The 25,364-nt window shown below is 43.8% G+C and carries 24 protein-coding genes; 4 read left to right on the top strand and 20 right to left on the bottom strand.

Annotated features, from left to right (window positions below):
* The first annotated feature begins 68 nt into the window (after window positions 1-68).
* On the top strand, window positions 69-3,161 hold the full coding sequence (locus ACED48_RS11685) for an error-prone DNA polymerase (protein ID WP_017055000.1): 3,093 nt from the start codon (window positions 69-71) through the stop codon (window positions 3,159-3,161).
* Between the two features lie 168 nt (window positions 3,162-3,329).
* Here the strand turns inward: ACED48_RS11685 and ACED48_RS11680 are convergent, their stop codons facing one another.
* The gene (locus ACED48_RS11680; RefSeq protein WP_017054999.1) at window positions 3,330-4,271 is read right to left on the bottom strand and encodes a chemotaxis protein CheV; all 942 of its coding nucleotides are present in this window, start codon (window positions 4,269-4,271) and stop codon (window positions 3,330-3,332) included.
* Window positions 4,272-4,430: 159 nt separating this feature from the next.
* The gene (locus ACED48_RS11675) at window positions 4,431-5,648 is read right to left on the bottom strand and encodes an ROK family protein (RefSeq protein ID WP_017054998.1); all 1,218 of its coding nucleotides are present in this window, start codon (window positions 5,646-5,648) and stop codon (window positions 4,431-4,433) included.
* A gap of 318 nt (window positions 5,649-5,966) precedes the next feature.
* On the opposite strand from ACED48_RS11675, the gene pyk reads away from it, so the two are divergent.
* Complete coding sequence (gene pyk, locus ACED48_RS11670; RefSeq protein ID WP_017054997.1) at window positions 5,967-7,415, top strand: pyruvate kinase; 1,449 nt, start codon at window positions 5,967-5,969, stop codon at window positions 7,413-7,415.
* 152 nt (window positions 7,416-7,567) lie between these two features.
* Here pyk and ACED48_RS11665 read toward each other — a convergent pair whose 3' ends face one another.
* A complete protein-coding gene (locus tag ACED48_RS11665; protein ID WP_017054996.1) occupies window positions 7,568-8,767 on the bottom strand; it encodes a patatin family protein in 1,200 nt (399 codons plus the stop codon).
* Between the two features lie 41 nt (window positions 8,768-8,808).
* Entirely contained in the window at window positions 8,809-8,898 is a 90-nt protein-coding gene (locus ACED48_RS11660; RefSeq protein WP_099049783.1) for a YnhF family membrane protein, read from the bottom strand.
* Window positions 8,899-9,043: 145 nt separating this feature from the next.
* Here ACED48_RS11660 and ACED48_RS11655 point away from each other — a divergent pair, with 145 nt between their 5' ends.
* Window positions 9,044-9,637 carry an outer membrane protein gene (locus tag ACED48_RS11655; RefSeq protein ID WP_017054995.1) on the top strand — a complete coding sequence of 198 codons (594 nt, stop codon included), beginning with the start codon at window positions 9,044-9,046 and terminating at the stop codon, window positions 9,635-9,637.
* Between the two features lie 123 nt (window positions 9,638-9,760).
* Here the strand turns inward: ACED48_RS11655 and ACED48_RS11650 are convergent, their stop codons facing one another.
* From ACED48_RS11650 to yceD, 15 genes are all read right to left on the bottom strand, one after another.
* Window positions 9,761-10,162, bottom strand: coding sequence for a hypothetical protein (locus tag ACED48_RS11650; RefSeq protein ID WP_017054994.1), 402 nt, complete (start codon window positions 10,160-10,162; stop codon window positions 9,761-9,763).
* A 225-nt stretch (window positions 10,163-10,387) separates the two neighbouring features.
* On the bottom strand, window positions 10,388-11,818 hold the full coding sequence (gene ptsG, locus ACED48_RS11645) for a PTS glucose transporter subunit IIBC (protein ID WP_017054993.1): 1,431 nt from the start codon (window positions 11,816-11,818) through the stop codon (window positions 10,388-10,390).
* 447 nt (window positions 11,819-12,265) lie between these two features.
* Window positions 12,266-13,030: a TatD family hydrolase gene (locus ACED48_RS11640; protein ID WP_017054992.1), complete on the bottom strand. Its 765-nt coding sequence runs from the start codon at window positions 13,028-13,030 to the stop codon at window positions 12,266-12,268.
* Window positions 13,021-13,986, bottom strand: a complete 966-nt coding sequence (locus ACED48_RS11635) for a DNA polymerase III subunit delta' (protein ID WP_017054991.1) — start codon at window positions 13,984-13,986, stop codon at window positions 13,021-13,023. The genes ACED48_RS11640 and ACED48_RS11635 overlap by 10 nt, the downstream gene beginning before the upstream one ends.
* A gap of 6 nt (window positions 13,987-13,992) precedes the next feature.
* Window positions 13,993-14,625 (bottom strand): dTMP kinase, encoded by a 633-nt coding sequence (gene tmk, locus ACED48_RS11630; protein WP_017054990.1) that lies wholly within the window; start codon window positions 14,623-14,625, stop codon window positions 13,993-13,995.
* 10 nt (window positions 14,626-14,635) lie between these two features.
* A complete protein-coding gene (gene mltG, locus ACED48_RS11625) occupies window positions 14,636-15,652 on the bottom strand; it encodes an endolytic transglycosylase MltG (RefSeq protein ID WP_017054989.1) in 1,017 nt (338 codons plus the stop codon).
* Window positions 15,649-16,527: an aminodeoxychorismate lyase gene (gene pabC / locus ACED48_RS11620; protein ID WP_017054988.1), complete on the bottom strand. Its 879-nt coding sequence runs from the start codon at window positions 16,525-16,527 to the stop codon at window positions 15,649-15,651. Before pabC ends, mltG begins: the two co-directional genes overlap by 4 nt.
* A gap of 104 nt (window positions 16,528-16,631) precedes the next feature.
* Entirely contained in the window at window positions 16,632-17,876 is a 1,245-nt protein-coding gene (gene fabF, locus ACED48_RS11615) for a beta-ketoacyl-ACP synthase II (RefSeq protein WP_010437291.1), read from the bottom strand.
* 93 nt (window positions 17,877-17,969) lie between these two features.
* On the bottom strand, window positions 17,970-18,203 hold the full coding sequence (gene acpP / locus ACED48_RS11610) for an acyl carrier protein (RefSeq protein ID WP_004737381.1): 234 nt from the start codon (window positions 18,201-18,203) through the stop codon (window positions 17,970-17,972).
* A gap of 166 nt (window positions 18,204-18,369) precedes the next feature.
* Complete coding sequence (gene fabG, locus ACED48_RS11605) at window positions 18,370-19,104, bottom strand: 3-oxoacyl-ACP reductase FabG (protein WP_029626769.1); 735 nt, start codon at window positions 19,102-19,104, stop codon at window positions 18,370-18,372.
* Window positions 19,105-19,129: 25 nt separating this feature from the next.
* Window positions 19,130-20,053, bottom strand: a complete 924-nt coding sequence (gene fabD, locus ACED48_RS11600) for an ACP S-malonyltransferase (RefSeq protein ID WP_017054986.1) — start codon at window positions 20,051-20,053, stop codon at window positions 19,130-19,132.
* A gap of 80 nt (window positions 20,054-20,133) precedes the next feature.
* Window positions 20,134-21,084 (bottom strand): beta-ketoacyl-ACP synthase III, encoded by a 951-nt coding sequence (locus ACED48_RS11595; RefSeq protein WP_017054985.1) that lies wholly within the window; start codon window positions 21,082-21,084, stop codon window positions 20,134-20,136.
* A gap of 5 nt (window positions 21,085-21,089) precedes the next feature.
* Window positions 21,090-22,115, bottom strand: coding sequence for a phosphate acyltransferase PlsX (gene plsX, locus ACED48_RS11590; protein ID WP_017054984.1), 1,026 nt, complete (start codon window positions 22,113-22,115; stop codon window positions 21,090-21,092).
* Between the two features lie 9 nt (window positions 22,116-22,124).
* Complete coding sequence (gene rpmF, locus ACED48_RS11585; protein ID WP_004737376.1) at window positions 22,125-22,295, bottom strand: 50S ribosomal protein L32; 171 nt, start codon at window positions 22,293-22,295, stop codon at window positions 22,125-22,127.
* A gap of 35 nt (window positions 22,296-22,330) precedes the next feature.
* Entirely contained in the window at window positions 22,331-22,858 is a 528-nt protein-coding gene (gene yceD, locus ACED48_RS11580; RefSeq protein ID WP_017054983.1) for a 23S rRNA accumulation protein YceD, read from the bottom strand.
* A gap of 149 nt (window positions 22,859-23,007) precedes the next feature.
* Here yceD and ACED48_RS11575 point away from each other — a divergent pair, with 149 nt between their 5' ends.
* Complete coding sequence (locus ACED48_RS11575; RefSeq protein WP_017054982.1) at window positions 23,008-23,589, top strand: nucleoside triphosphate pyrophosphatase; 582 nt, start codon at window positions 23,008-23,010, stop codon at window positions 23,587-23,589.
* 264 nt (window positions 23,590-23,853) lie between these two features.
* On the opposite strand, the gene rluC is transcribed toward ACED48_RS11575, so the two are convergent.
* Window positions 23,854-24,798 (bottom strand): 23S rRNA pseudouridine(955/2504/2580) synthase RluC, encoded by a 945-nt coding sequence (gene rluC, locus ACED48_RS11570; protein WP_017054981.1) that lies wholly within the window; start codon window positions 24,796-24,798, stop codon window positions 23,854-23,856.
* Window positions 24,799-25,364: the final 566 nt, after the last annotated feature.

Genomic DNA, 25,364 nt, shown 5'->3' with positions numbered 1-25,364 from the left:
GCCACTGGTTCCATTTAAACGCCCCTTTTCAATCATGTTCACTCTCAATGATTAAGTGAGGTTACGTTATGTCTCAGCAATACTCAGAGCTTTTCTGCCAAAGTAATTACTCCTTCCTTGAGGGAGCTTCGCACGCAGAAGAGCTTGTTTTACAAGCCGACTTCTTACGTTACAAAGCATTCGCGGTCACCGATGAGTGCTCGGTAGCGGGCATCGTGAAGGTTCACTCTGCAATCAAGCAACATAAACTGTCGCTCAAGCAAATTGTCGGGAGCATGTTTTGGTTAAATGACGAGTGCCAAGTTGTCTTGTTATGCCCAAATAGAACGGCCTATGCCGAGCTGTGCCGTATTATTACCAACGCGAGACGTCGTAGCAGCAAAGGACATTATCAGCTCTCTGAATGGGATATCATGTCGGCTAAGCATTGCTTCATTCTTTGGTTACCTCAACAGAAAAATGAAGATTCACATTGGGGACAATGGCTTTCTCAGCATCACTCCGGCCGGCTGTGGATTGGCCTACAACGACACCTAAAACAAACCGACCAGCAGTACATGGATTACTGTGTTGAACTATCACAACATCATCAACTGCCAATAACAGCTTGTGGTGGCGTGCTGATGCACAACGCTAATCGTTTGCCCTTACAGCACTCACTCACTGCGATAAAGTACCAAAAAACCATTACCGAAGTGGGCAGTCACTTACTCGCTAATGCCGAGCGCTGTTTACGAAGTATTGATAAGCTCTCTCATATATTCAAAGCTGAGTGGCTAAAAGAGAGTAACCATATCTCTAAGCTGTGCGAATTTGATTTAGACAGCTTACGATACGAATACCCCAGTGAACTGATTCCTCAAGGTGAGACACCCATGAGCTATCTACGCATGTTGGTCGAGAAAGGAAAACGAACTCGCTTCCCGCAAGGCGTGCCTAACGACATTCAACAAATCATAGAGAAAGAATTGGGGCTAATTGACGCGCTTGACTACCCTTTCTTTTTTCTCACGATCCACGACATCGTCATATTTGCCAAAAGCCAAGGGATTCTTTACCAAGGTCGAGGTTCAGCGGCCAATTCCGTAGTCTGTTACTGCTTAGAAATCACCTCTGTCGATCCAAGACAGATCTCGGTGTTATTTGAGCGCTTCATCAGTAAAGAGCGCGATGAGCCGCCCGATATTGATGTCGATTTTGAGCACGAACGACGTGAAGAAGTCATCCAATACATCTATCAAAAATACGGTAGAGAACGCGCTGCGCTTGCCGCAACGGTCATTTCATATCGCTTCAAAAGTGCAGTAAGAGATGTCGGTAAAGCGTTAGGACTACAGGAAACCCAACTTGATTACTTCATAAAAAACACCAACCGCAGAGACAAAAGCTTAGGGTGGCAGGCACAATTAACTCAATTAGGACTACAACCCGACTCTTTAAAAGGTCAGCAGTTTATCCATTTGGTCAATGAAATCATCGGTTTTCCACGTCACTTATCTCAACACGTCGGTGGCTTTGTGATTTCTTCTGGGCCTTTGTATGAACTGGTTCCTGTCGAGAATGCCGCGATGCACGAACGAACCATAATTCAATGGGATAAGGATGATCTAGAAACCTTGGGACTGCTTAAAGTCGATGTGCTTGCACTGGGTATGCTCTCTGCGATTCGTAAATGTTTTGACCTAATCAAACGCATTCATGGTCGCTCGCTAACGATCGCAGAGATCACACGCCTCAAAGACGATCCTCAGGTTTACGGCATGATTCAACGGGCAGACACGGTCGGTATCTTCCAAATTGAGTCACGAGCGCAAATGAGCATGCTACCAAGGCTTAAACCGAGGACTTATTACGACTTGGTGATTCAAATCGCTATCGTACGTCCAGGGCCTATTCAAGGCGATATGGTTCATCCGTTTCTCAAGCGTCGAGATGGCATTGAGCCAATCAACTATCCATCTAAAGATGTGGAATCGGTACTGTCGCGCACCTTGGGTGTACCGATATTCCAAGAGCAAGTGATTAAGCTCGCGATGGTGGCCGCAGGCTTCACCGGTGGTGAAGCAGATCAACTCAGACGCGCGATGGCCGCTTGGAAAAAAAATGGCAACGTCTTTAAGTTTAAAAACAAGCTTATCGAGGGCATGCAAAAGCGTGGCTATGAGACAGAATTTGCCGAACAGCTCTTTAAACAGATATGCGGTTTTGGTGAGTACGGTTTTCCTGAAAGCCACTCCGCTTCGTTTGCGGTGTTAGCGTATTGCTCAGCTTGGTTGAAATGCTATTACCCAGAGTGTTTCTACGCTTCTTTACTGAACAGCCAACCCATGGGCTTTTACAGCCCTTCACAATTGGTACAAGACGCACAACGACACAATGTGGTGATACTTCCGGTATGTGTGAACGCCTCGCAAGACAACCACATAGTCGTTGAACATCAGAATGGTTTAGCGATTCGCTTAGGGCTACGACAAATCAAAGGGTTCAGCGAGCATGGGATTCAAAGCGTACTCGCCAATCGCCCACAATCCGGTTATCGCCACCCTAGTCAGGTTAAACAGTTATCGATGAATAAAAAAGATATCGAGCTACTGGCCTCCGCAAATGCACTGAATAATGTCTCGGGAGACCGCTTCCAGACTCGCTGGGCAATGATGGACTCAGCCTCTGACCTGCCTTTGTTTAACCAAGTCGATGACTATGCAGAAGATGATAATGACGAGCTCTCATTGCATCAACCCAGTGAGATGCAAGATCTACTCGAAGATTTCACCAGTGTCGGGATTTCATTAAACAAACACCCAATCACTTTGCTAGAAGAAGCGAATCGATTAGGTCGATTTACCCATATGAAAGACTTAATACAACAAAGACACAAGTCCATGGTCACCGTTGTCGGATTGGTCACAGGTAAGCAATCACCTGGTACCGCGGCAGGTGTCACCTTTGTCACTCTGGAAGACAGCACTGGCAACATCAATGTTGTGGTATGGGGAGCTACCGCACGAGCTCAACAGAAAGCCTACCTCACAGCCAAAGCATTAAAAATACAGGGAATATTAGAAAAGGAAGGCGAAGTAATGCATGTGATTGCTGGGAAGCTCATCGATATTACCGATGAAATTGTTGGTTTGAAAACTAAATCACGGGATTTCCATTAGCGACTCAGATAGCCGTTTCATAAACGCTAAAAGCGAAAAAGGGAAGCATCTGCTTCCCTTCAGTTCAGTTCAGTTCAGTTCAGTTCAGTTCAAATTATTGAATCATACCTCAACGCTATCCGCCGTAAGCCTTTTCTTAAAGGCTCTATAAACCATTAGCAGTATTACTTACAAAATCTGGCGCATTCGTTCTTGAGTCACTTCAACTAATAGGTCTGGTTGGAATTTAGAAATGAAGCGATTACACCCTACTTTCTCAACCATTGCTTCATTGAAACTACCACTTAATGAAGTATTTAGCGTAATGAATAAGTCACGCATTCTTGGATCACTACGAACCTCATGAGTCAGTTTATAGCCGTCCATTTCAGGCATTTCAGCATCGGTAATCATCAACAATATTTCCTGATTAATGTCTTTACCTTCGTCACACCATCCCTTAAGCAGATTCAAAGCTTCTAAGCCATCGCAACATTCAATAATATTCAGGCCGAGTTGTGACAAAGTGCCTTTAATCTGGTTACGTGCTGTTGAAGAGTCATCAACAATAAGAACGTTACGTCCAACCATCTCATTGGCGAGCTGCTCGTCTAAAACCCCTTCAGAGATAGAAACATCGTAATCAATGATCTCAGCTAGTACCTTTTCAACATCGATGATCTCAACAATTTTATGTTGATCTTCTTCTTGAATATGCGTAATCGCTGTTAGGTAGTTTGCACGCCCTGCTGTCTTGGGTGGTGGCTGGATTTCAGTCCACATCGTATTCACAATATTACGAACTTGTCCAACCAAAAAACCTTGAACGGTTCGGTTGTACTCCGTAATAATCAAATTACTTTCTTGAGAGTCGGCACGTGATGGCGGAAAGCCTATCGCACTACGTAAATCAATTACAGGGACGGATTCACCGCGCAAAGAAGCAACGCCAGTAATATTATGATGGGAGCCTGGAAAGCGAGTGAGTACTGGCAATTTTAGGACTTCTTTCACTTTAAACACGTTAATCGCAAATAGTTGACGACTATTTAAACTGAATAATAAGAGTTCCAGACGGTTTTCACCTACCAGTTTGGTTCTTTGATCAACCGAATTTAAAACTCCAGACATACAACACCTTAGTGACAAATAATAACTTTGGCTACAATAGCCTACTTCAATAGGATAACACAAAGCGCCAATCACAGAATACTTAAACTAAGTACCAAAAGTACTGCAATACGAAGCTTAGGTGTATGGTTGGAGTAGACTATAACAGTAGTAAAGAAGCTAACCTTCAATAACTTTCATCAATAGCTGACCATCGTACAAAGCCTGCTTGATAAGCGCAGCACCCGGCATGGTCGCCTGCTTATAAAAACGAGACTCCACCAACTCTAAGTCTTGATGGTAAACCGATAAACTCTGCTCTTCGATACACTTTTGAATCTCAGGGTATAGGACACTTTTTGCTTGGTTAATAACACCGCCAACCAATATTTTCTCTGGGTTGAATAGGTTAATCACAATTGCAATCGCCGCACCTAGGTAGCGACCTAACTGCTCAATCACTTCAACGGCTAACTCATCTCCACCTGCTGCTGCCGCGCAGATTTGCTCAATGGTGACATCTTCAAACACAGACAAGGTTGATGCTTCACCATTTGCGAGTCTTGCTTTCACTTGGTCACGTATCGCTTGTGAACTCGCTACCGTTTCTAAACAGCCTCGGTTACCACAATGACAAAGCTTGCCTTCTTTATCGATCTGGATATGCCCCAGTTCACCGATATTGCCATGACGCCCTTGCAAAACGCGTCCATCAAGAATAATCCCGGCACCTAAACCATGGTGAATCGAGATAAGAACAGAGTTGTCGTTGTCTTGTGAATTACCAAACAGCTTCTCTGCCAATGCCCATGCTCGGGTGTCATTGGCAATAAAGACTGGCAAGCCCGTTTCTTTATAGATCTCCGGCCCTAACGCTAAATTTTCAACATTATAGTGTGGCATCTGCAACACTATACCTTGCTCAGAATTCACAAGGCCAGGTAGCGTAACCGCAATGCTGGTTACCCTATCGAGTTGTTCAGCATAGGTTTGGAAGAATTCATCAATCTCATGCAATAAGCGAGCAAGCACATCGTCTTGGTCACGTTCATGAATATCGATTTTAGTATCGATAAGAACATCACCACCCAATTCATGCAGAGCAATTGTCAAGTATCCACGACCAAGACGCATCGACAGAAACTGCCAACCTTCGTTATTGGTTTGCAGACCGACAGCCGGACGCCCACGAGAGGTGGCTTCTTGAACCGTCGTTTCATGAATAAGGTGAGCTTCAATGAGTTCACGGGTAATTTTAGTAATACTCGCCGGAGCCAACTCACTTTGCTTGGACAAATCGATACGAGAAATAGGACCTTTAAGGTCAATTAGTTTATATACACGACCAGCATTGACCTGTTTGATATGATCAATATGGCCCGGTTGAGCCATGTACATTTTACGCTCCAAAAATCATCAACTGGATAATTTTTTTACTTTGCGAAGTAATTGTGAAGTCACTTGGTATATCGCCGTGACCAGTATCACGTATATACATGAATCTTTGTGTATCGAGTCAAATAGTTCGAGAAGAATTATCATCCAAATTGAGAAATTAAGACTTAATTTTCGAAAAAAAACATCACGACTGAGGCTTGAATTCAATCATTGTGGATAATTGGAGAAATACCTTCCTAGCTCCCAATAAATTATCAATTAATGCATATACTTAATTCAGCCTTAAATCAGATTACAGTCCTCACTCTAGGAGTATTCATGACAGCCGCATTAAGAAAAACGAAAATCGTCACCACACTAGGCCCTTCAACAGATAAAGGTAATGTGCTTGAAGCTATCATCAAAGCCGGTGCCAATATCGTCCGTATGAACTTCTCTCACGGCAGCAGCGACGATCACATCCAACGCGCAGAACAAGTTCGAGCGATAGCTAAACGGCTCGGCACTCAAGTCGCCATTTTAGGAGATTTGCAAGGTCCAAAGATTCGTGTGTCGACATTCAAAGATGGCAAAATCCAATTAGCCGTCGGAAACCAGTTCACTCTAGACAGTAACCTAGGTTTAGGTGAAGGCAATCAAGAAGCCGTTGGCCTCGATTACAAAGAGCTGCCAAACGACGTATCAGCTAACGACATCTTATTACTCGACGATGGTCGTGTTCAATTAAAAGTGACCAGTGTCGAAGGGTGTAAAGTCCACACTGAAGTGATCATCGGAGGCCCTCTCTCCAACAACAAGGGTATTAATAAAAAAGGGGGGGGCTTATCCGCAGAAGCGCTGACAGAAAAAGACAAGCGCGATATCGTAACCGCAGCACAAATCAAAGTGGATTACCTAGCGGTGTCTTTCCCTCGCAATGGCGAAGATATGCATTACGCGCGTCAACTCGCACATGAAGCCGGCTTAGAAGCTCATCTTGTGGCTAAAGTGGAGCGAGCAGAGACAGTCGCCACTATTGAGAATATGGATGACATCATAATGGCCTCAGATGTGGTCATGGTGGCCCGTGGTGACCTAGGAGTAGAGATTGGTGACCCAGAGTTGGTTGGAGTACAAAAACAGCTTATACGTCGTGCAGGGGCGCTTAATCGAACAGTGATCACCGCAACTCAGATGATGGAGTCGATGATCTCCGCTCCAATGCCAACTCGGGCAGAAGTCATGGATGTAGCGAATGCCGTACTTGATGGGACGGATGCCGTAATGCTTTCCGGTGAAACAGCAGCAGGCGATTACCCTGTCGAAACCGTGAAATCAATGGCAGAAGTCTGTATTGGCGCTGAAAAGATGGCGGGTATTAACAACCACTCCAATTACCGTCTTGATCGTACCTTTGTAACGGCTGAAGAAACCGTTTCGATGGCGACCATTTACTCTGCGAACCATATGGAAGGAATTAAAGGCGTGGTCACTCTCACTGAATCCGGACGCACAGCACTGATGATGTCACGCCTCAGCGCCGATATGCCCATCTACGCACTATCTCGTAACGAAAGCACACTTAACCGTTGCACATTGTACAGAGGGGTTACCCCAATTTACTTTGAAACAGAAGCCAAAGACAGCCTTGATATTGCGCTCTCTACGCTCGCCTGCTTGAAAGAAAAAGGATATCTCACATGTGGCGATCTAGTGATCATCACACAAGGGGACATTATGGATGTAGCCGGATCGACCAACTGTATGAGAATTCTGCCTGTAACCTAACTCTAAAATCTTCAAGTTTGTTCAATCATCTAAAGCCCGAAGGCTAATTATTCAGTGTTTAAAGTTTTGGTTTTCGAGAGCCAATAAAAAAGAAAGGGTTATCGGACCAAGTTCAATAACCCTCTCCATTTCAAAAAACTTTTCTACAAGTATTATTTTCCGGCAGCATCGGTTACCAAATGTGGCGTATGTGAGCTACGAGCGTTGTCAGTGGAAGAATAAGTTTCAACAAAACGATAGCCAGCTTCTAACCCCAATTCGTAATCATGCAGTAAATCATCTTTATGACTCATTAATGAGCTCGATTTAAGCGTTTGACTAGGTGCTATCTGAACCACAAAAGTATCATCGGGAGGTGAGTTAAGGAAGTTCTGAGTCAACGAGTAAGTTTGGTAATGAACCATCAACATATCAGCTAATCCTGAATCAAATTTATCACCAATCAAATGACTTAAACGATAGATATCATCAGCACCAAATAACCATCGACCGCCATTTAGAAGATCTAAATGTACCCTATCTCTCTTTTGTTCTTTTGAGCTCAAGATTTGTTGTTGAAAAAACGATGTCCAATCGTTTTTCCATTGGTCCACTTTTTGTTGCCAATGACCGTGAACGTTATTAAACGAACCGCGAAACCATTCAAGTTCTTCTAAAGATAGCGTCTTATTTTTTACAGGTAAAATTGGCTTGCTATGGACCGGATTTAGTTCAAACGCAGGCTCAGTTCTAATTACGACGATAGAACGAGCATTGCGTCGCCAAGCTTCTTGTACAGGAATAGATGCTGACACACCACCATCCACATAAGAACCGTTTCCAATACGTATTTCATCATTATATAGACGTGGAATGGCGCACGTGGCAACCATTACCTTGTACCAATCTTCACTTAATACAGGAAAGTAGTAATCTTGAAGATCTTTCGAATCGGTGACCGCGGCAAAGAGTTGACGATCACCCAACGTTTGTCTTCCCAAATCAAGGTCGAGCTTATATGGATAGGCCATGATTTTCTCTAAGGCCCACTCTAACCCCAACTTTTTTCGATGTCGTATATAAGAAAATAGGTTAAAGAACTCTGGAGAAGTAGTGAGTTCGAGGACAAAAGAACGACTTAAGCCTTTATTACGACATAGGTAAGCGCATAAATTGAGAGCGCCAGCAGAAGTGCCAAAAAACTCATCGAAAGGGTCAAAGTTAGAGATCAGGAACGCATCCAGTACCCCTGAGGTGAAAATGCCTCTCTGTCCGCCCCCTTGAGCAACCAGTGCAGTTTTTCCAGCAATAAACTTAGCGTAGTAATCCAAATCTATTGCTGTATCAATATTGGTTATAATACCACTATTCATTTATTCCCTGAGTATAAAACCCGGCCTCTCCACAAATAGTATTAACTACCAATCGCGATAAAGCCGAATGAAAGAATGATTGTGTAAATTAACACTGTTATTTGTAGGGCGTTTTTCAGATTATGGTCCATAGACACCTCTGGCTTATTATTAATTTGTCGAGTCACTGTTTAATTATTATCAGGTGTGTGAAGTATCTTCAAGAATCGTCGAAATTAGTCGCACAATATTGATGTAACCATCACAATTAGTAAGTGTATGGATAAGGATATACTCATGAATAACAAAGCAAATATGATGGCGCTTATTGCGCTTTTCTCCGTATCGAGTGTGTATGCTTCGCCGGAGATCATCATTACCCCGATGGTGGGTTATACCGGTGGCGGTAGTGTCGAAGACCAGGATGGTAAAAACTACGACATGAAACCGTCTGAAAACTACACCTTTGCGATTGAAACGCCACTTGATAAAGGTCGCATCGGCTTTTTCTATTCTAACCAGAGCTCAGAGCTAGAAAAACTCAACCTAAGCTCCTCAATTCAATACCTACACTTTCAAAGCAGTATTTACTACCCTGCTTCTCCGGTGTTGTCTGGGTACCTAGGTTTGGGGATTGGTGCATCTTACGTGGATGTAGACTGGGCGAAAGATAAATTTGGATTCTCAACCTCTATCTTTGGTGGCTTAGAGTACAAATTTAGTGAGCGCTTAGCACTTAATACGCAAGTGCGTTGGCTAGGTACTGTGGTCGACAACGACACGTCTGGAGTTTGTAACGTACCCAGCACGGGGCAAGACTGTATTATCCGATTTGATACCGATTGGATGAACCAATTCCAAGCGAATATCGGACTGAGCTTTACTTTCTAAACCAAACCGTTTTTAAGCCACGCTTTCTAGTCTACTCAGTTCGCATGAGGCATAAAGACAAAACAAAAAAGCCAACTTCATGCGATGCTGGCTTTTTCACTATAAAAACAGTTTAAGTTCACTTTAGAACTTATAGGTGACACCCAGAGCACCGCCGATTTGCAACTCGACGCCTTTGTACATGTCTAGCTCAGGGTGAACTTGTGCGTAAGCATTCCAACCTTCGTAAAAATTAACTTTCACTCCTAACGGTACTCTTAAACCAAAATCGTCATTCCATTCAGCCCAAGCACCTGCACCTACGTACCAATTTAACGGAACTTCCGTTTTAAACTGACCACGTTTCCAAATGTAGTCGAATGCCGCGCCGTCGTTACCGATGGTTGCACGGTACTTCTGGTCAAACTCCACAACGGCACTCAAACCTTGATCAATAGCTAGACCAGCTTCTAAATTTGGATCTGCGGCATGAACAAACGAGGCTCCACTGAAGCACATAAGGCCGAACAAGTAACGATGTTTCATAATATTTCCAGACTGTCTTACAAAAACGTTAGGTTACGTAAATAATAGACAGAGGTGTCATCATTAAGTTAAATGACAACAGATCCCCAGAGTGGGCAAGTTGAACATCAATGCATAGAGTTAAGCGATAACAGATTGATCAGGAAGGGTTAACTTAGAAAGTGTTTCATCAAGCAAAAAAAAAGGAGACCTTTCGGCCTCCTTTCCATTTATTGAATCAGTGGATTAACCGTTGTTACGGATCCACTCATCCATGTCTGTCTTAAGGTTGTCAGACTTAGTACCGAAGATAGCTTGAACGCCACCAGAAACAACAACAACACCTGCTGCACCTAGTTTCTTCAGTTTGTCTTGGTCAACAACTGCTGTATCAGCAACTGCAACACGTAGACGAGTAATACAAGCGTCAAGACCCGTGATGTTCGCTTTACCACCGAAGGCAGCAACTAGCTCACCAGCAAGTTCAGAACCAGTCGCAACTGACTCTTCTTCAGACTCGTCTTCACGACCTGGAGTTTTAAGGTCTAGAGCTTTAATCACGGTGCGGAATACGATGTAGTAAACAACCGCATAAACAAGGCCAAGCCCAACAAGAAGAAGCATATTCTCAGCGCGTGGAGATTGAACGACAAAGTCAATGAAACCATTTGAGAATGTGTGGCCGTGAACAACACCTAGTGCGTTAGTTAGCATGTATGCAACACCAGCAAGTACAGCGTGGATAGCATAAAGCACTGGAGCAACAAATAGGAATGCAAATTCAATCGGTTCTGTAATACCAGTAAGGAATGAAGTTAACGCAGCAGAAGCCATGATACCCATTACTTTAGCGCGGTTTTCAGGTTTTGCTGCATGTGCAATTGCAACTGCAGCAGCAGGAAGACCGAACATTTTGAATAAGTAACCACCAGCTAGTTGACCGAAACCATTACCAGCAGCGCGAGATGCGTCATCAGCTGTAAGGAAACAAGTCATGATACCATTTACCTGCTCACCAGCGTTGTTCACACAAGAACCCGCTTCGTAGAAGAATGGTACGTTCCAGATATGGTGAAGACCAAAAGGAATAAGAGAACGTTCGATTACACCGTAGATACCAAATGCCATTACTGGGTTTTGGTTTGCAGCCCAATCAGAGAATGTCGCAATTGCGCCACCGATTGGAGGCCAAATTACAGAAAGAACTAAACCTAGAGCGATAGATACAAAACCAGTAACGATTGGCACTGCACGCTTACCAGCGAAGAAGCCTAGGTATTCTGGAAGTTGAATACGGTAGAACTTGTTGAAAGCCCAACCTGCAACACCACCAGCAAGGATACCACCAAGTACACCAGTCTCAATGCCATCAACACCCATTACCGTTGCCATTACTTTTAATGTAGCAACCATAATGCCGTAACCAACAACAGCAGCAAGGCCTGCTACACCGTCATTGTTTGTAAAACCAAGTGCAGTACCAACAGCAAATAGCAGAGCCATTTGACCAAAGACTGAACCACCCGCTTGTTCCATTAAGTGAGAAAGCACTTCTGGAAGAAAACTAAAGTTTGCTGCGCCGACACCTAGCAAAATACCCGCAACCGGAAGAACTGATACTGGTAGCATCAGAGCCTTACCGACTTTTTGCAAGTTGGCAAAAAGGTTCTTAAACATGTTTATGCTCCTGATAAAGATAAAATAATTATATGGGTTCTAACGGCACACCCCCGTAGCCTATATGTTAGCACCCCGCGAAAATGTAACCATGTATTGCATTATATTTTCTGCCGCTAAATATATATTGATGGGTAACTAACTTTCTAGTCACTTACGAAATTTAGTTTCAAAACACGTCTTGGATCACATGTCAAATCTAGAAATGAAATGCTTTTCAACTATACAAGCAATTGAAATATAAGAATTTATTTTAACACCTCTATTATTTTACTAAGTGAATAAAATAAAGGTAAATGTTATTTTTAGTAACAAAATTACAAATACTATAAATAACGCTCTCAAGTTCAACATAATTAGTAAACATTAAAAAAAAACGCACTTTTGGTGATCAAAAACACAAAAAGGGAGCTTTTGCTCCCTTTTATTTACCGACCTAGTTTTTTATCACAAAAAAAGTTTCTGGTAATTTTTGGTTGTTTGTTCAGCAACCTCTTTCATCGATAAACCTTTCAACTGCGCAATATAGGCTGCCACTTCTACGACATATGCGGGCTGATTCTGTTTACCACGATATGGAATGGGTGCCAAGTATGGAGAATCCGTCTCGATCAGTAACCTGTCTAGTGGTAAGTTCTTAACAACTTCTTTAAGTTCAGTAGCCTGCTTAAAGGTCACAATACCTGAAATTGATATGTAGAAGCCTAACTCCATTGCCGCTTCAGCGAACGCTTGATCTTCGGTAAAGCAGTGAATCACACCACCACACTTCTCTGCGCCACCATCATGTAAAATAGCAAGAGTATCTTCACGCGCGTTACGTGTATGGATGATCAAAGGCTTATTAAGCTCTACGGCCAACACAACATGCTGTTTAAATCTCAGCTGTTGTAACTCAGCCGTCTCAGGTTGATAGTGGTAATCTAAGCCTGTCTCACCAATCGCAACGACTTTTGGGTTGCTCGCGTATTCACGCATTCTCTCGAAACAGAAATCACTCTCTACATCGAGAGGATGAACGCCACAAGAGGCTTTAACGTTATCAAACGGCGAGATCATCTCGAGCATATTTTCAAACGAATCCAGCGTCACACCAACAGACAGCAGCTGGTCTACGTTTGCTGCTTTCGCCTTGTTCACAACGTCTTCTACACTTGTGTGTAAATCTTGATAATCCAGTTTGTCTAAATGACAGTGGGAATCTACGAACATGTTTCCTCGCAAGTGGCTATCAGCCAATTCATTATGAGTAGCTCCATATTGAGCCCAGGATGTTGCTTTAACTGCTCAATCAATATAAGCAGTTTATTCGATGCATCGTAAGCACTTTGGTAAGACATCACTTCAACCAGTGCTTTCGCACTCGGAGTGATAGACTGATTCGCCAAACCAAAATGCAGCTTCTGTACATCTGACAATAAATGCCAAAGCCAGCCAAGTTGAACCAAAGGGTCTTTGCTAAGCTCTGTAGAGAACTTTAGCATGTCAGGTTGAGTACCCTTGACGACATTCACAAAGCCATCGAGCACTTTTGTTGACGCTTCAACGCCACCTTGATCAAACATCGCTTTTGCTTTTAAAGGTGCATTGTCATTAAGAGCTAAAATATACTGCGGAACCGCTTTACCTACTTCACCATCTAACCACGCTGATCCTGCCTCCAATTGTGGGCTAACTACATTAAACTGTTGGCAACGGCTTAGGATGGTAGGCATTAACCGATTACTACTACGCGTTGAAAGGATAAAAATACAATTACTTGAAGGTTCTTCTAATGTTTTCAAAAGCGCGTTCGACGCAGATTCGTTCATGGATTCAGCGGGATTAAGCAAGATGACTCGTAAACCACCCAACTGAGAAGACTCTTGGGCCCAGCGATTACTCGCACGCACTTGATCAACCGTGATCGACTTACCTTCTTTCTCAGGCGCAATCACGTGGAAATCAGGATGACTTCCCGATTTCATCAGTTCACAACTATGACAAAATCCGCAAGACTCACTTTCGTAATTAGTACACATTAATGCCGCGGTAAGTTGTTCAATCAAAGCATCAACGCCAAGCCCTTCTGGTGAATTAACAATCACCGAATTAGGAAAACGCTCCGCATCGAGACTTTTTTTCCACTCACTCCATACGGGAGTGAGCCAAGAATACACTTCAGCCATGACCACCTACTGTTTGTCGAGCCAAGAACTGAGCGCTTGTTTAATATCGTCAGCCACTTGCTCTATCTCTTGTTGTGCATTAATCACAAGAACCGTTTCGTCTTGTGCTGCGATCTCTAAGTAACGCTCTCGAGTACGGTCGAAGAATGAGATATCCATCTTTTCGATTCTATCTAGCTCACCACGACCTCGAGCACGCTCAAGTCCTACTCGCGGGTCTAAGTCCAAGTATAAGGTGAGATCTGGTTTAAAGCCGCCTAGAGTGGTTGCTTTCAGTGATTCCATAGTCGTGCGTGCTATCTGACGACCACCACCTTGATAAGCCTGAGAAGACATATCGTGGCGATCACCCAATACCCACTTACCACTGTCGAGTGCTGGCTTGATAACGTTTTCTACTAATTGAACGCGTGCTGCGTACATCAGCAGTAATTCAGTCATATCTTGAAGCTTCTCGCCTTCGTGCTCTTCTTTAACCAATGAACGCATCTTTTCAGCTAAGACAGTACCGCCCGGCTCGCGAGTATTAACAATATCCTCAACACCCGATGCTTTTAATGTCTCAACGATGGCATTAATTGCTGTACTTTTACCTGCGCCTTCAAGGCCTTCAACCACGATAAATTTCGACTGATTCATAATTATTTCTTTATCTGTTTTTTCTTAATTGCTTTAAGTAAGCTCGCACGGCACGGTTATGCTCTGTCAAACTCTTTGAAAATACGTGACCGCCCGTTCCACTCGCAACAAAATACAGGTAGTTGCTCTTCTCTGGATTCAGAGCTGCATGAATAGATGCTTGGCCCGCCATGGCGATAGGCGTTGGTGGCAAACCACTCATTGTATAGGTGTTGTATGGTGTTGGAGTCCGTAAATCTTTCTTACGAATATTGCCCTTGTACCTATCGCCCATACCGTAAATAACCGTAGGATCTGTTTGTAGACGCATACGCTTGTTCAAACGGTTAACAAAAACAGAAGAAACACGCTCACGCTCCGAAGCAACAGCGGTCTCTTTCTCAATGATAGACGCAAGAATCAAAGCTTCATAAGGTGACTTAAGAGGCAGTTTTTCGGTCCTGTTTTCCCACTCGTCATTAACCACGTTCATGAGGTCACGATGAGCACGCTTCAGCAAATCTAAATCGGTCGTACCGTAGGTATAATGATAAGTCTCCGCTAAGAAAAGACCTTCTAGCTTTTCATTTTCAATACCCAGCTTTTCAGCAATCTCTTTTTCAGACACACCACCTAGCGTTTGTTGGATGAATTCGTTGTCTTTTAGCTGCACAAGCCATTCATCAAAACGACTGCCTTCAACAAAGGTAATGGTAAACTGGTGTTCTTTCCCTTCTACAAGCACCTGTAGCGCTTGCTCTAAGGTTAAACTCGGTTCAAGCAGGAAAGTACCCGCTTTTACATCAACCAGCTCAGGATGTAACTTACGGATTAATTTCTCATAAGGAGAAGCCTCAAACAGACCCTCGTTAATCAACTGGGTTAGAACGCGGTTAAAGCTGCTACCTGAAGCAACAGTCACGACTTGTGGTTTTTCTAATTGAATAACTTGTTTCAGGTTATCTTGCGCTTGGTTGTAAACATAAAAACCAGCAGCTCCGGCTGCGATTAAGCACAAGATAATAAAAATAAATAACTTTTTGATCACGAGTTTAGTTGTCCTTGAAGGCTACGAGTAACGGTTCCAATGTTAAATTGGGTTTCACTAATACGGGTAACGGGGGCAATCCCTAAAATGGAGTTGGTCATGAAAACCTCATCAGCTTGCATGAGTTGAGATAAGCAGTAGTCACTCATAGTAACGGAAAATTCCGCTTGATTCAGCGCGGTTAACACTTGCTTACGCATAACACCAGCGACGCCACTTTGCGTTAGTTGAGGTGTGTGAATCGTCTGCCCTTTTCGCCAAAACAGATTAGCCATAGTGGTTTCAATGACATTACCAAAGATATCAAGCACCACACCATCGACTTCATTAGCTTGATCCATTTCATCTTTCATCAAGATCTGCTCGAGGCGATTATTATGCTTATGCCCAGCAAGCAATGGGCTCAAACCCAACGCTTGCTGGCAGATACCGAGTTCAACACCTGAGTCTTGCCACGCTGAATAATGACTGGGGTAATCGAAGGTACTGATGGTGATTGTCGGCTTGGCGATATTCTTGGTACTGTAGCCACGCCCACCAGCGCCACGGCTAACATGCAGCTTGATCCCTGCTTTTTGATTATGAGGCTTGTTTGCGTTATCGAGCTTGCCTGAACTATCAAGGTTCTTTTTGCCATGAAGAGCGCTATGTTGGATGTATTGAAGTGCAGTATCGAGCCAAAGACTAACAACATCCCAATCAAGAGCAGAAATGCGCAGCGCTGTAAGGCACTCGTCGACACGGTGCTGATGATCGTGAAAATGTTGTACCTCACCATTACTCACGAGCATTGTCGTAAAACAGCCATCTCCGTACTGAAATGAGCGATCCAAAATATCGATAGTTTGCTGGCTTTCTCCATCAACCCAAAACATGTTTTTCCCCATAAAAAGAAACGGCTCAATGCTAAAGCATCAAGCCGTTTAAAAACAAGTCTAATTGTGACTATCTACGAGTGTTTGCGTCTTTAATAAGATGATTAAATCTTTTTGAAGATCAAACAGCCGTTTGTACCACCGAAACCGAATGAGTTACATGCAGCATATTCCATGTTGCTAACTTCACGCGCAGTGTGAGGTACTAAGTCAATATCTAAGCCTTCTTCAGGATCATCTAGGTTGATTGTTGGTGGAACAATTTGGTCAACCAGAGACATTGCCGTGATGATAGCTTCAGCAGAACCAGCAGCACCTAGAAGGTGACCTGTCATTGATTTCGTAGAAGAAACCAATACTTGCTTGCTGCCTGCTTCGCCAAGAGCACGCTTGATGCCCTTAACTTCCGCTACATCACCTGCAGGAGTCGAAGTACCGTGTGCGTTTACATAACCGATTTGTTCACCAGTAATGCCAGCATCACGCATAGCCGCTTCCATTGCTAGTGCGCCACCTGAGCCATCTTCACTTGGAGATGTCATGTGGTAAGCGTCACCCGACATACCGAAGCCAACTAGCTCACAGTAAATCTTAGCGCCACGAGCTTTCGCATGTTCGTACTCTTCAAGAACCATCATGCCTGCACCGTCGCCAAGAACGAAGCCGTCACGGCCTTTGTCCCATGGACGAGAAGCTTTTTGAGGCTCATCGTTACGAGTAGACAGTGCTTTAGCCGCACCAAAACCGCCCATACCTAGTGGCGTTGATGCTTTTTCAGCACCACCCGCCAGCATTGCGTCAGCATCGCCGTATGCAATCATACGAGCCGCGTGACCAATGTTATGTAGGCCAGTCGTACATGCAGTAGAAATCGCGATGTTTGGACCGCGTAGGCCACGCATGATAGACATGTGACCAGCAATCATATTCACGATCGTCGACGGTACGAAGAACGGGCTGATCTTACGAGGGCCTTTTTCAGTTAGAGCTTGGTGACCTGCTTCGATCAAACCAAGACCACCAATACCAGAACCGATAGCAACACCCACACGTGGAGCGTTTTCTTCAGTAATAGTTAGGGCTGAATCATCTAAAGCTTGAATACCTGCTGCGACGCCGTACTGGATGAACAAGTCCATCTTACGAGCATCTTTTTTAGTCATATACTCTTCGCAGTTAAAGTCTTTAACTAGACCTGCAAAACGAGTTGAGAAATTGGTTGCATCAAAATGATCGATATTAACGATACCACTTTGACCAGCTAGCAGGGCTTTCCAAGAAGATTCTACAGTGTTGCCTACCGGTGACAACATACCCATGCCAGTGACAACTACACGACGCTTGGACACGATTTTACACTCCGGGGATTGAGGTGATTTAAGATGAGGATAGATGAGTTAGATAAAACACAGGCGGTCGAGGTGACCGCCTGGGAGAGATTATTACTGAGCGCTAGTTACGTAATCGATAGCTGCTTGAACAGTAGTAATTTTCTCAGCTTCTTCATCTGGAATTTCAGTGTCGAATTCTTCTTCTAGAGCCATTACTAGCTCAACTGTGTCTAGAGAATCTGCACCTAAGTCATCAACGAAAGAAGCTTCGTTTTTAACTTCAGCTTCGTCTACACCTAGCTGTTCAACAATGATTTTCTTTACGCGTTCTTCGAGGTTGCTCATTTTTTCTTTTCCTTTACAGAGTTCGCTTTATGCGATGTTTTCCGTAGTTTATTCAATCTATTGAAAGTTGCAAGGTCAACTTTTCTGGTCAAACCACAATTTTCACGATTTTAACCGAAATTACGTATGATCTTGACTTAAATCATGCACAAATGTTGCACATAATTTACACCATGTACATACCGCCATTGACGTGAAGTGTTTCACCTGTGATATAAGCTGCCGCAGGTGACGCCAAAAATACCACAGCTTCAGCGATTTCGCGAGGGTCACCTAGTCGACCTGCTGGTACATTCGCCAAAGTTGCTGCACGTTGGTCATCATTTAGCGCTTTAGTCATGTCAGTTTCGATGAAACCAGGAGCTACAGTGTTCACTGTAACGCCACGAGACGCAACTTCACGAGCCATTGATTTAGTAAAACCAATTACGCCTGCTTTTGCAGCTGCGTAGTTAGCTTGACCAGCGTTACCCATAGTACCGACTACAGAACCAACGTTAACAATACGACCTTGACGCTTCTTCATCATGCCACGCAATACAGCTTTAGACATGCGGAAAATAGGCGTTAGGTTAGTATCAATGATGTCATTCCACTCATCGTCTTTCATACGCATCAGTAGGTTATCACGAGTGATACCAGCGTTGTTAACTAGAATATCAATTGCACCAAATTCATCGTTGATGGTTTTCAGTGTAGCAGCAATTGAGTCAACATCTGTTACATTAAGAGCAAGACCTTTACCGCTCTCACCTAGGTACTCACTGATTGCAGCAGCGCCGCCTTCAGAAGTAGCCGTACCGATAACTTTAGCACCACGCTCAACTAAAAGTTCAGCGATTGCACGACCGATACCACGGCTTGCGCCTGTAACGAGTGCAACTTTGCCTTCTAAATTCATCATAACTTCTCTATTAAGTGATTAATTACCTAGCAGCGTCTAGTGATGCAGTGTCATTAACTGCAGCAGCTGTCATAGTTTTTACGATTCGTTTTGTTAGACCAGTAAGAACTTTACCTGGACCTAATTCTAGTAGCTTCTCAACGCCTTGCTCGTTCATTGCTTGTACGCCTTCGGTCCAACGGACTGGGCTGTATAGCTGACGAACAAGTGCCTCTTTAATTTTCGCAGGGTCTGTTTCAGCAACAACATCAACGTTATTGATAACCGGCAATGCTGGCGTGTTGAACTCTAGCGCTTCTAGAGCCACTGCTAGCTTGTCTGCTGCAGGTTTCATCAGTGCACAGTGAGACGGCACAGAAACAGGTAAAGGAAGTGCACGCTTAGCGCCCGCTTCTTTACATAGTGCACCAGCACGCTCTACTGCTGCTTTGTTACCTGCGATAACAACTTGGCCAGGAGAGTTAAAGTTAACTGGAGACACAACTTCGTCTTGCGCAGCTTCTTCACACGCTTTGGCAATCGCTTCATCGTCTAGACCGATGATTGCGTACATTGCACCAACACCTGCAGGAACCGCTTCTTGCATCAGTTGACCACGTAGTTCAACCAGCTTGATCGCTTCTTTAAAGTCGATAACGCCAGCACATACAAGTGCAGAATATTCACCTAGGCTGTGACCTGCTAGATTTACAGGTTGCTCTAGGCCAAGCTCTTGCCATACACGCCAAATTGCAACAGACGCTGTTAATAGAGCCGGTTGAGTGCGAAAAGTTTCATTTAGATTTTCTACTGGACCATCTTGAACCAATGCCCATAGATCGTAACCAAGTGCTTCTGAAGCTTCAGCAAATGTCTGTTTTACAACATCATACTGTTCGCCTAGGTCAGCAAGCATACCGATAGCTTGAGAACCTTGGCCTGGGAATACGATAGCAAACTTGCTCATTGTAATTTTCCTTTAAGCAAAGCAAAAAATTGAATAAGGCACATAAGTTATGTGCCTTGTTTGTTGATTATCGCTTGGGGTTAGAATTTAACTAACGCAGAACCCCAAGTGAAGCCGCCGCCAAATGCTTCAAGTAGAAGCGTTTGACCACGTTTAATTCGCCCGTCGCGAACAGCCTCATCAAGGGCCGTAGGTACGGTAGCTGCTGACGTGTTGCCGTGCTTATCAAGAGTAATCACTACTTGATCAAGCGACATCGTCAGCTTTTTAGCGGTTGCCGAGATAATACGGTAGTTCGCTTGGTGTGGAACTAACCAATCAAGCTCTGACTTATCCATATTGTTCGCCGCTAATGTGTCTTTAACTAGCTTAGAAAGCTGAGTTACCGCCACTTTAAATACTTCGTTGCCCGCCATGTGCAGCCATTTGTCTGCATCACCGCCACGCTCTGGTACTTCTAAGCTTAGAAGCTCACCGTATTTACCGTCAGAGTAAATATGAGTAGACAAAATACCTGGCTCTTCGCTTGCGCCTACAACCACCGCGCCTGCTGCATCACCAAATAGGATGATAGTAGAGCGGTCAGTCGGATCACAGGTTTTTGACAGTGCATCAGCACCAATTACCAAAACGTTCTTACACATGCCAGTCTTGATGTGTTGATCAGCAACAGACAGTGCGTAGACAAAACCAGAACACGCCGCAGCCAAATCAAACGCAGGGCAGCCTTTGATACCAAGCTTGCCTTGTACCTGACAAGCCGAAGACGGGAATGTATGGCTACTGCTGGTTGTCGCAACGATGATTAAATCAATCTCTTCTTTGTCGATACCTGCCATTTCAATGGCATTTTCAGCAGCGTAAAACGCCATATCAGCAACGGTTTCGTTTTCCGCTGAAATACGACGCTCTTTAATACCAGTTCTAGCAACGATCCACTCATCGCTAGTCTCTACCATTTTCTCTAAGTCTGCGTTAGTACGCACCTGAGATGGCAAGTAGCTGCCAGTACCTAAAATTTTGCTATACATGAAGACTAATAATGCCTCTCGAGTAAAACCGCTTCCAAACGATCGCTAATGCGGCTGGGGACTTGTCGTTTGACCTCGTGTACTGCTTCACCAATCGCGTTGACGACTGCAGACACATCAGCACTTCCATGACTTTTAATGACAATGCCGCGCAATCCTAACAAACTTGCGCCGTTATACTGGTCGGGGTTCAAGGTTTTTAATTCAGTAAATAGCTCAGAAAACAGCATTCTGGCTATCCAACCCTTTATTGTTGAAGCCATCATGCGCGTTTTTAGCTTATCAATAAAGAGCTGAGCCGTACCTTCGCACGTTTTTAAGCAGACATTGCCCACAAAACCATCACATACGACGACATCAGCAGCATCTTGAAGTAATTGATTACCCTCAATATAGCCTATGAAGTTCACAGACTGAGTATTAGACAACATTTCAGCGCATCGTTTTACAAGGTCATTGCCTTTAATTTCTTCTGCACCGATATTCAAGATAGCGACACGTGGTGCGCGACCTAAATGTTGTTCTGCTAATGCACTGCCCATGACAGCAAACTGAAAGAGTGAATCTGCGTCACTAGAAACGTTCGCCCCTAAATCAAGCATCCATGTGCGATTTCCGGATGCAGTAGGCAAAGCTGAAACCAATGCAGGCCTATCAATACAGGGAAGAAGTTTGAGTCTGAAACGGGATAAAGCCATCAGTGCGCCAGTGTTACCACCACTCACACAAGCATCAGCCTGTGATTCGGCAACCAGATCGATAGCGACACGCATAGAGCTACCCTGACTATTACGTAAGGCTAGTGAAGGTTTTTCAGAATTGGAAATGACTCGATCACAATGCTGGATACTCAAACGAGAATCAGGCATTCGACCTAATGAAGATAATTGAGATGTGATCGCGTTTCGATCACCTATTAGAATGACTTTTAGCTCTGGGAAATACGACAGTGCCTGCACGGCGGCAGGCACTGTTACACGAGGACCGAAGTCCCCGCCCATTGCATCAAGCGCAACGGTTAGATTTTGCAAAGGTCAACCTTACTTGTTGATAACCTTTTTGCCGCGGTAGAAACCTTCGGCAGTCACGTTGTGACGTAGGTGAGTTTCACCTGAAGTTGCGTCTACAGAAAGTGCAGCTGTAGTTAGCGCATCGTGTGAACGACGCATGCCACGCATTGAACGTGATTTCTTGCTCTTTTGTACGGCCATTGACCCTACTCCTATGTAAATTCTTAAAGAAGTAATTACTTCTTTAAGCTTTTTAAAACATCAAATGGATTCGGCTTTTTGTCTTCCTCAATTTCTTCAGGAAGTTCACCAAACACCAAGTTATTTGAGTTAACGCTACATTTCGCATCGTCGTGCATTGCTATTTGTGGCAATCCAAGGATGAACTCGTCTTCAACTAATTGAATCAGGTCTAACTCACCGTACTCGTTCAAATCTACCAAATCGTACTCTTCCGGTGCTTCCTCTTCACTTTTCTCACTGTAAACAGGAGTATAAGTAAATTGGACATCGCACTCATGTGCGAAAACCTCATTACAACGTTGACACTCTAAATCGACTTCGACGTTAGCTTTACCAGAGATAACGACTAATCGTTGTTCATCAAGCCCAAATGACATTGAGACTTGCGCGTCACGTTTTACGCCTTCAGTTGCTTCAGTTAAACGCTTCAAAAGACTGACCTGAATGATACCATTCACATCGAGTCGTTTTTGAGCCGTTCTTGCCGGATCAACTGTACGCGGTATTTTTTCCTTTTGCATAGGGCGCGAATCTTATCTTCCAAATCATGTTTAGTCAAAGGAAATGGCAAAAAAAATGTACTTTCCTGCCTTTCCTATTCAGAGCATTATGAATAGCAGGACAAGTTACGTTATCCTGAGATAAATGCTTCCTTGAATTGTAAATTAAAATGAGAAATTACCAACTAGTTTTAGCCTCTACATCACCATTTAGGCAAGAGATCCTCAAAAAACTACAGTTAAGCTTCATTACAGCTAAGCCAGACTGCGATGAAACGCCGCTTCCAGAAGAGACACCTCAACAGTTAGTGATGCGCCTTGCCGAGGCCAAAGCTAAGTCTTGTACTGTGGAGCAACCTAGCTTAGTCATTGGCTCTGATCAGGTTTGTGTGATTGATGGAGAGATCATAGGTAAGCCTCATACTCGAGAAAAAGCGATCGAACAGTTATCTCGTCAAAGCGGCAAGAGCATTACTTTTTATACTGGGCTTTCGGTTTGGAACAACGAAACCAATGAAGCTGACACGCGTCTCGACACCTTTGTAGTGCATTTCCGCGATTTAACCGAGCAGCAAATCATTAGTTATGTCGAGAAAGAACAGCCTTATTACTGCGCAGGTAGCTTTATGTGTGAAGGGTTAGGCATCGCGTTGTTTAAGCAGATGGAAGGGAAAGACCCAAATACTTTGATCGGCTTACCGCTGATCGATCTCGTCGATATGTTAGAAACGCAAGGAATGAGTGTGCTGTAACGGATACACTCTCTTTGTTATAGATTCCCTATTCCTTCCTTCGTCAGTCTAGGGGATGACGGAACACGCAATTTTATCTAACCAGCTAATGATTATAGAACGTGATTTTAAGAAGTCGTCATCCTCAAGAGCGAGGAACGAGCGAGTTGGGGATCTTCTACAACAGATAAAACAAAAAAGGTTGACGATATTCGTCAACCTTTTCCATTTGATGCGTCTGACACTCAATTCACAAAAATTTATGATTTCGTATCTCGTATCTTCTTAGAGCTTACGTAAACCCGTTAGGGCTTTCTCTAGCCTTCTTTCCATTGGCGCCGAGATATCCATCTTCTCTTCACTACCTGGGTGTGTAAACTTGATGTTTGCTGCATGTAGGAACAAACGATCAAGACCAACCTTGCCCGTGTAAGCGTCAAAACGACGATCACCATAGCGATCATCCCAAGCAATTGGGTGTCCAGTATACTGAGCGTGCACACGGATTTGGTGTGTACGGCCTGTAATCGGGCTAGCCTGAATCAACGTTGCCTCTTGGAATTTCTCTAAAACCTTAAAGCGGGTTTCAGAAGCTTTACCATTCGGGTTCACTCGAACAATGCTATTCACTTCATTTTTTAACAAAGGCGCGTTAACGACTTTACAGCTGTTCTTCCATTCGCCCATGACTAAAGCGAAGTAGTATTTCTGAACCGTTTTTTCACGGAACTGTGCTTGAAGGTGTCTTAGCGCCGAACGCTTCTTAGCAACAAGCAAAATGCCAGACGTATCTCTATCAATACGGTGCACTAATTCAAGAAAACGAGCATCAGGGCGAAGAGCACGTAATGCTTCAATCGCGCCAAACTTTAATCCGCTACCACCATGAACAGCAGTGCCAGACGGTTTATTAAGAATTAACATGTGATCATCTTCATAAATGATGCACTGTTCTAATTCTGAAACCTTGTTGAGTTTCGTGCTCGGCACGTTCTCTTCTGTTTTCTCTTCAATAGTAACCGGAGGAATACGGACTAAATCGCCAGCTTTTAGCTTGTACTCAGCCTTGATGCGTTTTTTATTTACGCGGACTTCGCCTTTACGCACGATTCGGTAAATCATGCTTTTCGGAATGTTTTTTAATTGGTTGCGTAAGAAGTTATCAATACGCTGACCAGCCATATCTTCGTCAATGTCGACGAATTGGACTTGGGTTCTAATTTCGCTCATTGCGCTATTGTATCACTGTCACTTTTGATAATTGAGATTTTCTTAAGCCTATTCCAAACTTATTTATCCAGAAGACCTAACACTCATTCCTTAAGTAGTGGTCAAAGTTTGATATTTCTTTGATTCTTCGAACAAAAAAGCACCAGGATTCGTGCAAATTGAAATATCAGTTGATAAATTATTTATAGACAGTGAGTTAGAGCTATCAAAACCCAAACAAAAACTGTTTTTTTTACCGCATTACTACAAAGCAGATTGCTGTGTTTACCGACCACTGCTATAGTTCACAGCTGCTATCAATGGTTTGATTAATATTTAAACAGTTAACCATTCATAAGCAAGTAAATGAGTAGATAACTCAGATTAGACAGTGCTGCAATCGGCGTAAGACACGGTCAACTGAGCTCCTTATCGCTCTACTCACGTAAACTCATGTTGAGTATTCACCGCCACATCGCGGATCATAGGTTAACTCCCTATGATGACTGACGTGCCCCAGAGCATCCCTCTCCAGCCGGGAGGCTGCACCGATAAAGCCATGGGATCTGGCACCATGAGAAACGAAA

It is taken from the genome of Vibrio sp. 5S239, from assembly GCF_041439575.1.
Lineage (GTDB): Bacteria > Pseudomonadota > Gammaproteobacteria > Enterobacterales > Vibrionaceae > Vibrio > Vibrio kanaloae.
This window is presented reverse-complemented; position numbering and strand designations above follow the sequence as displayed.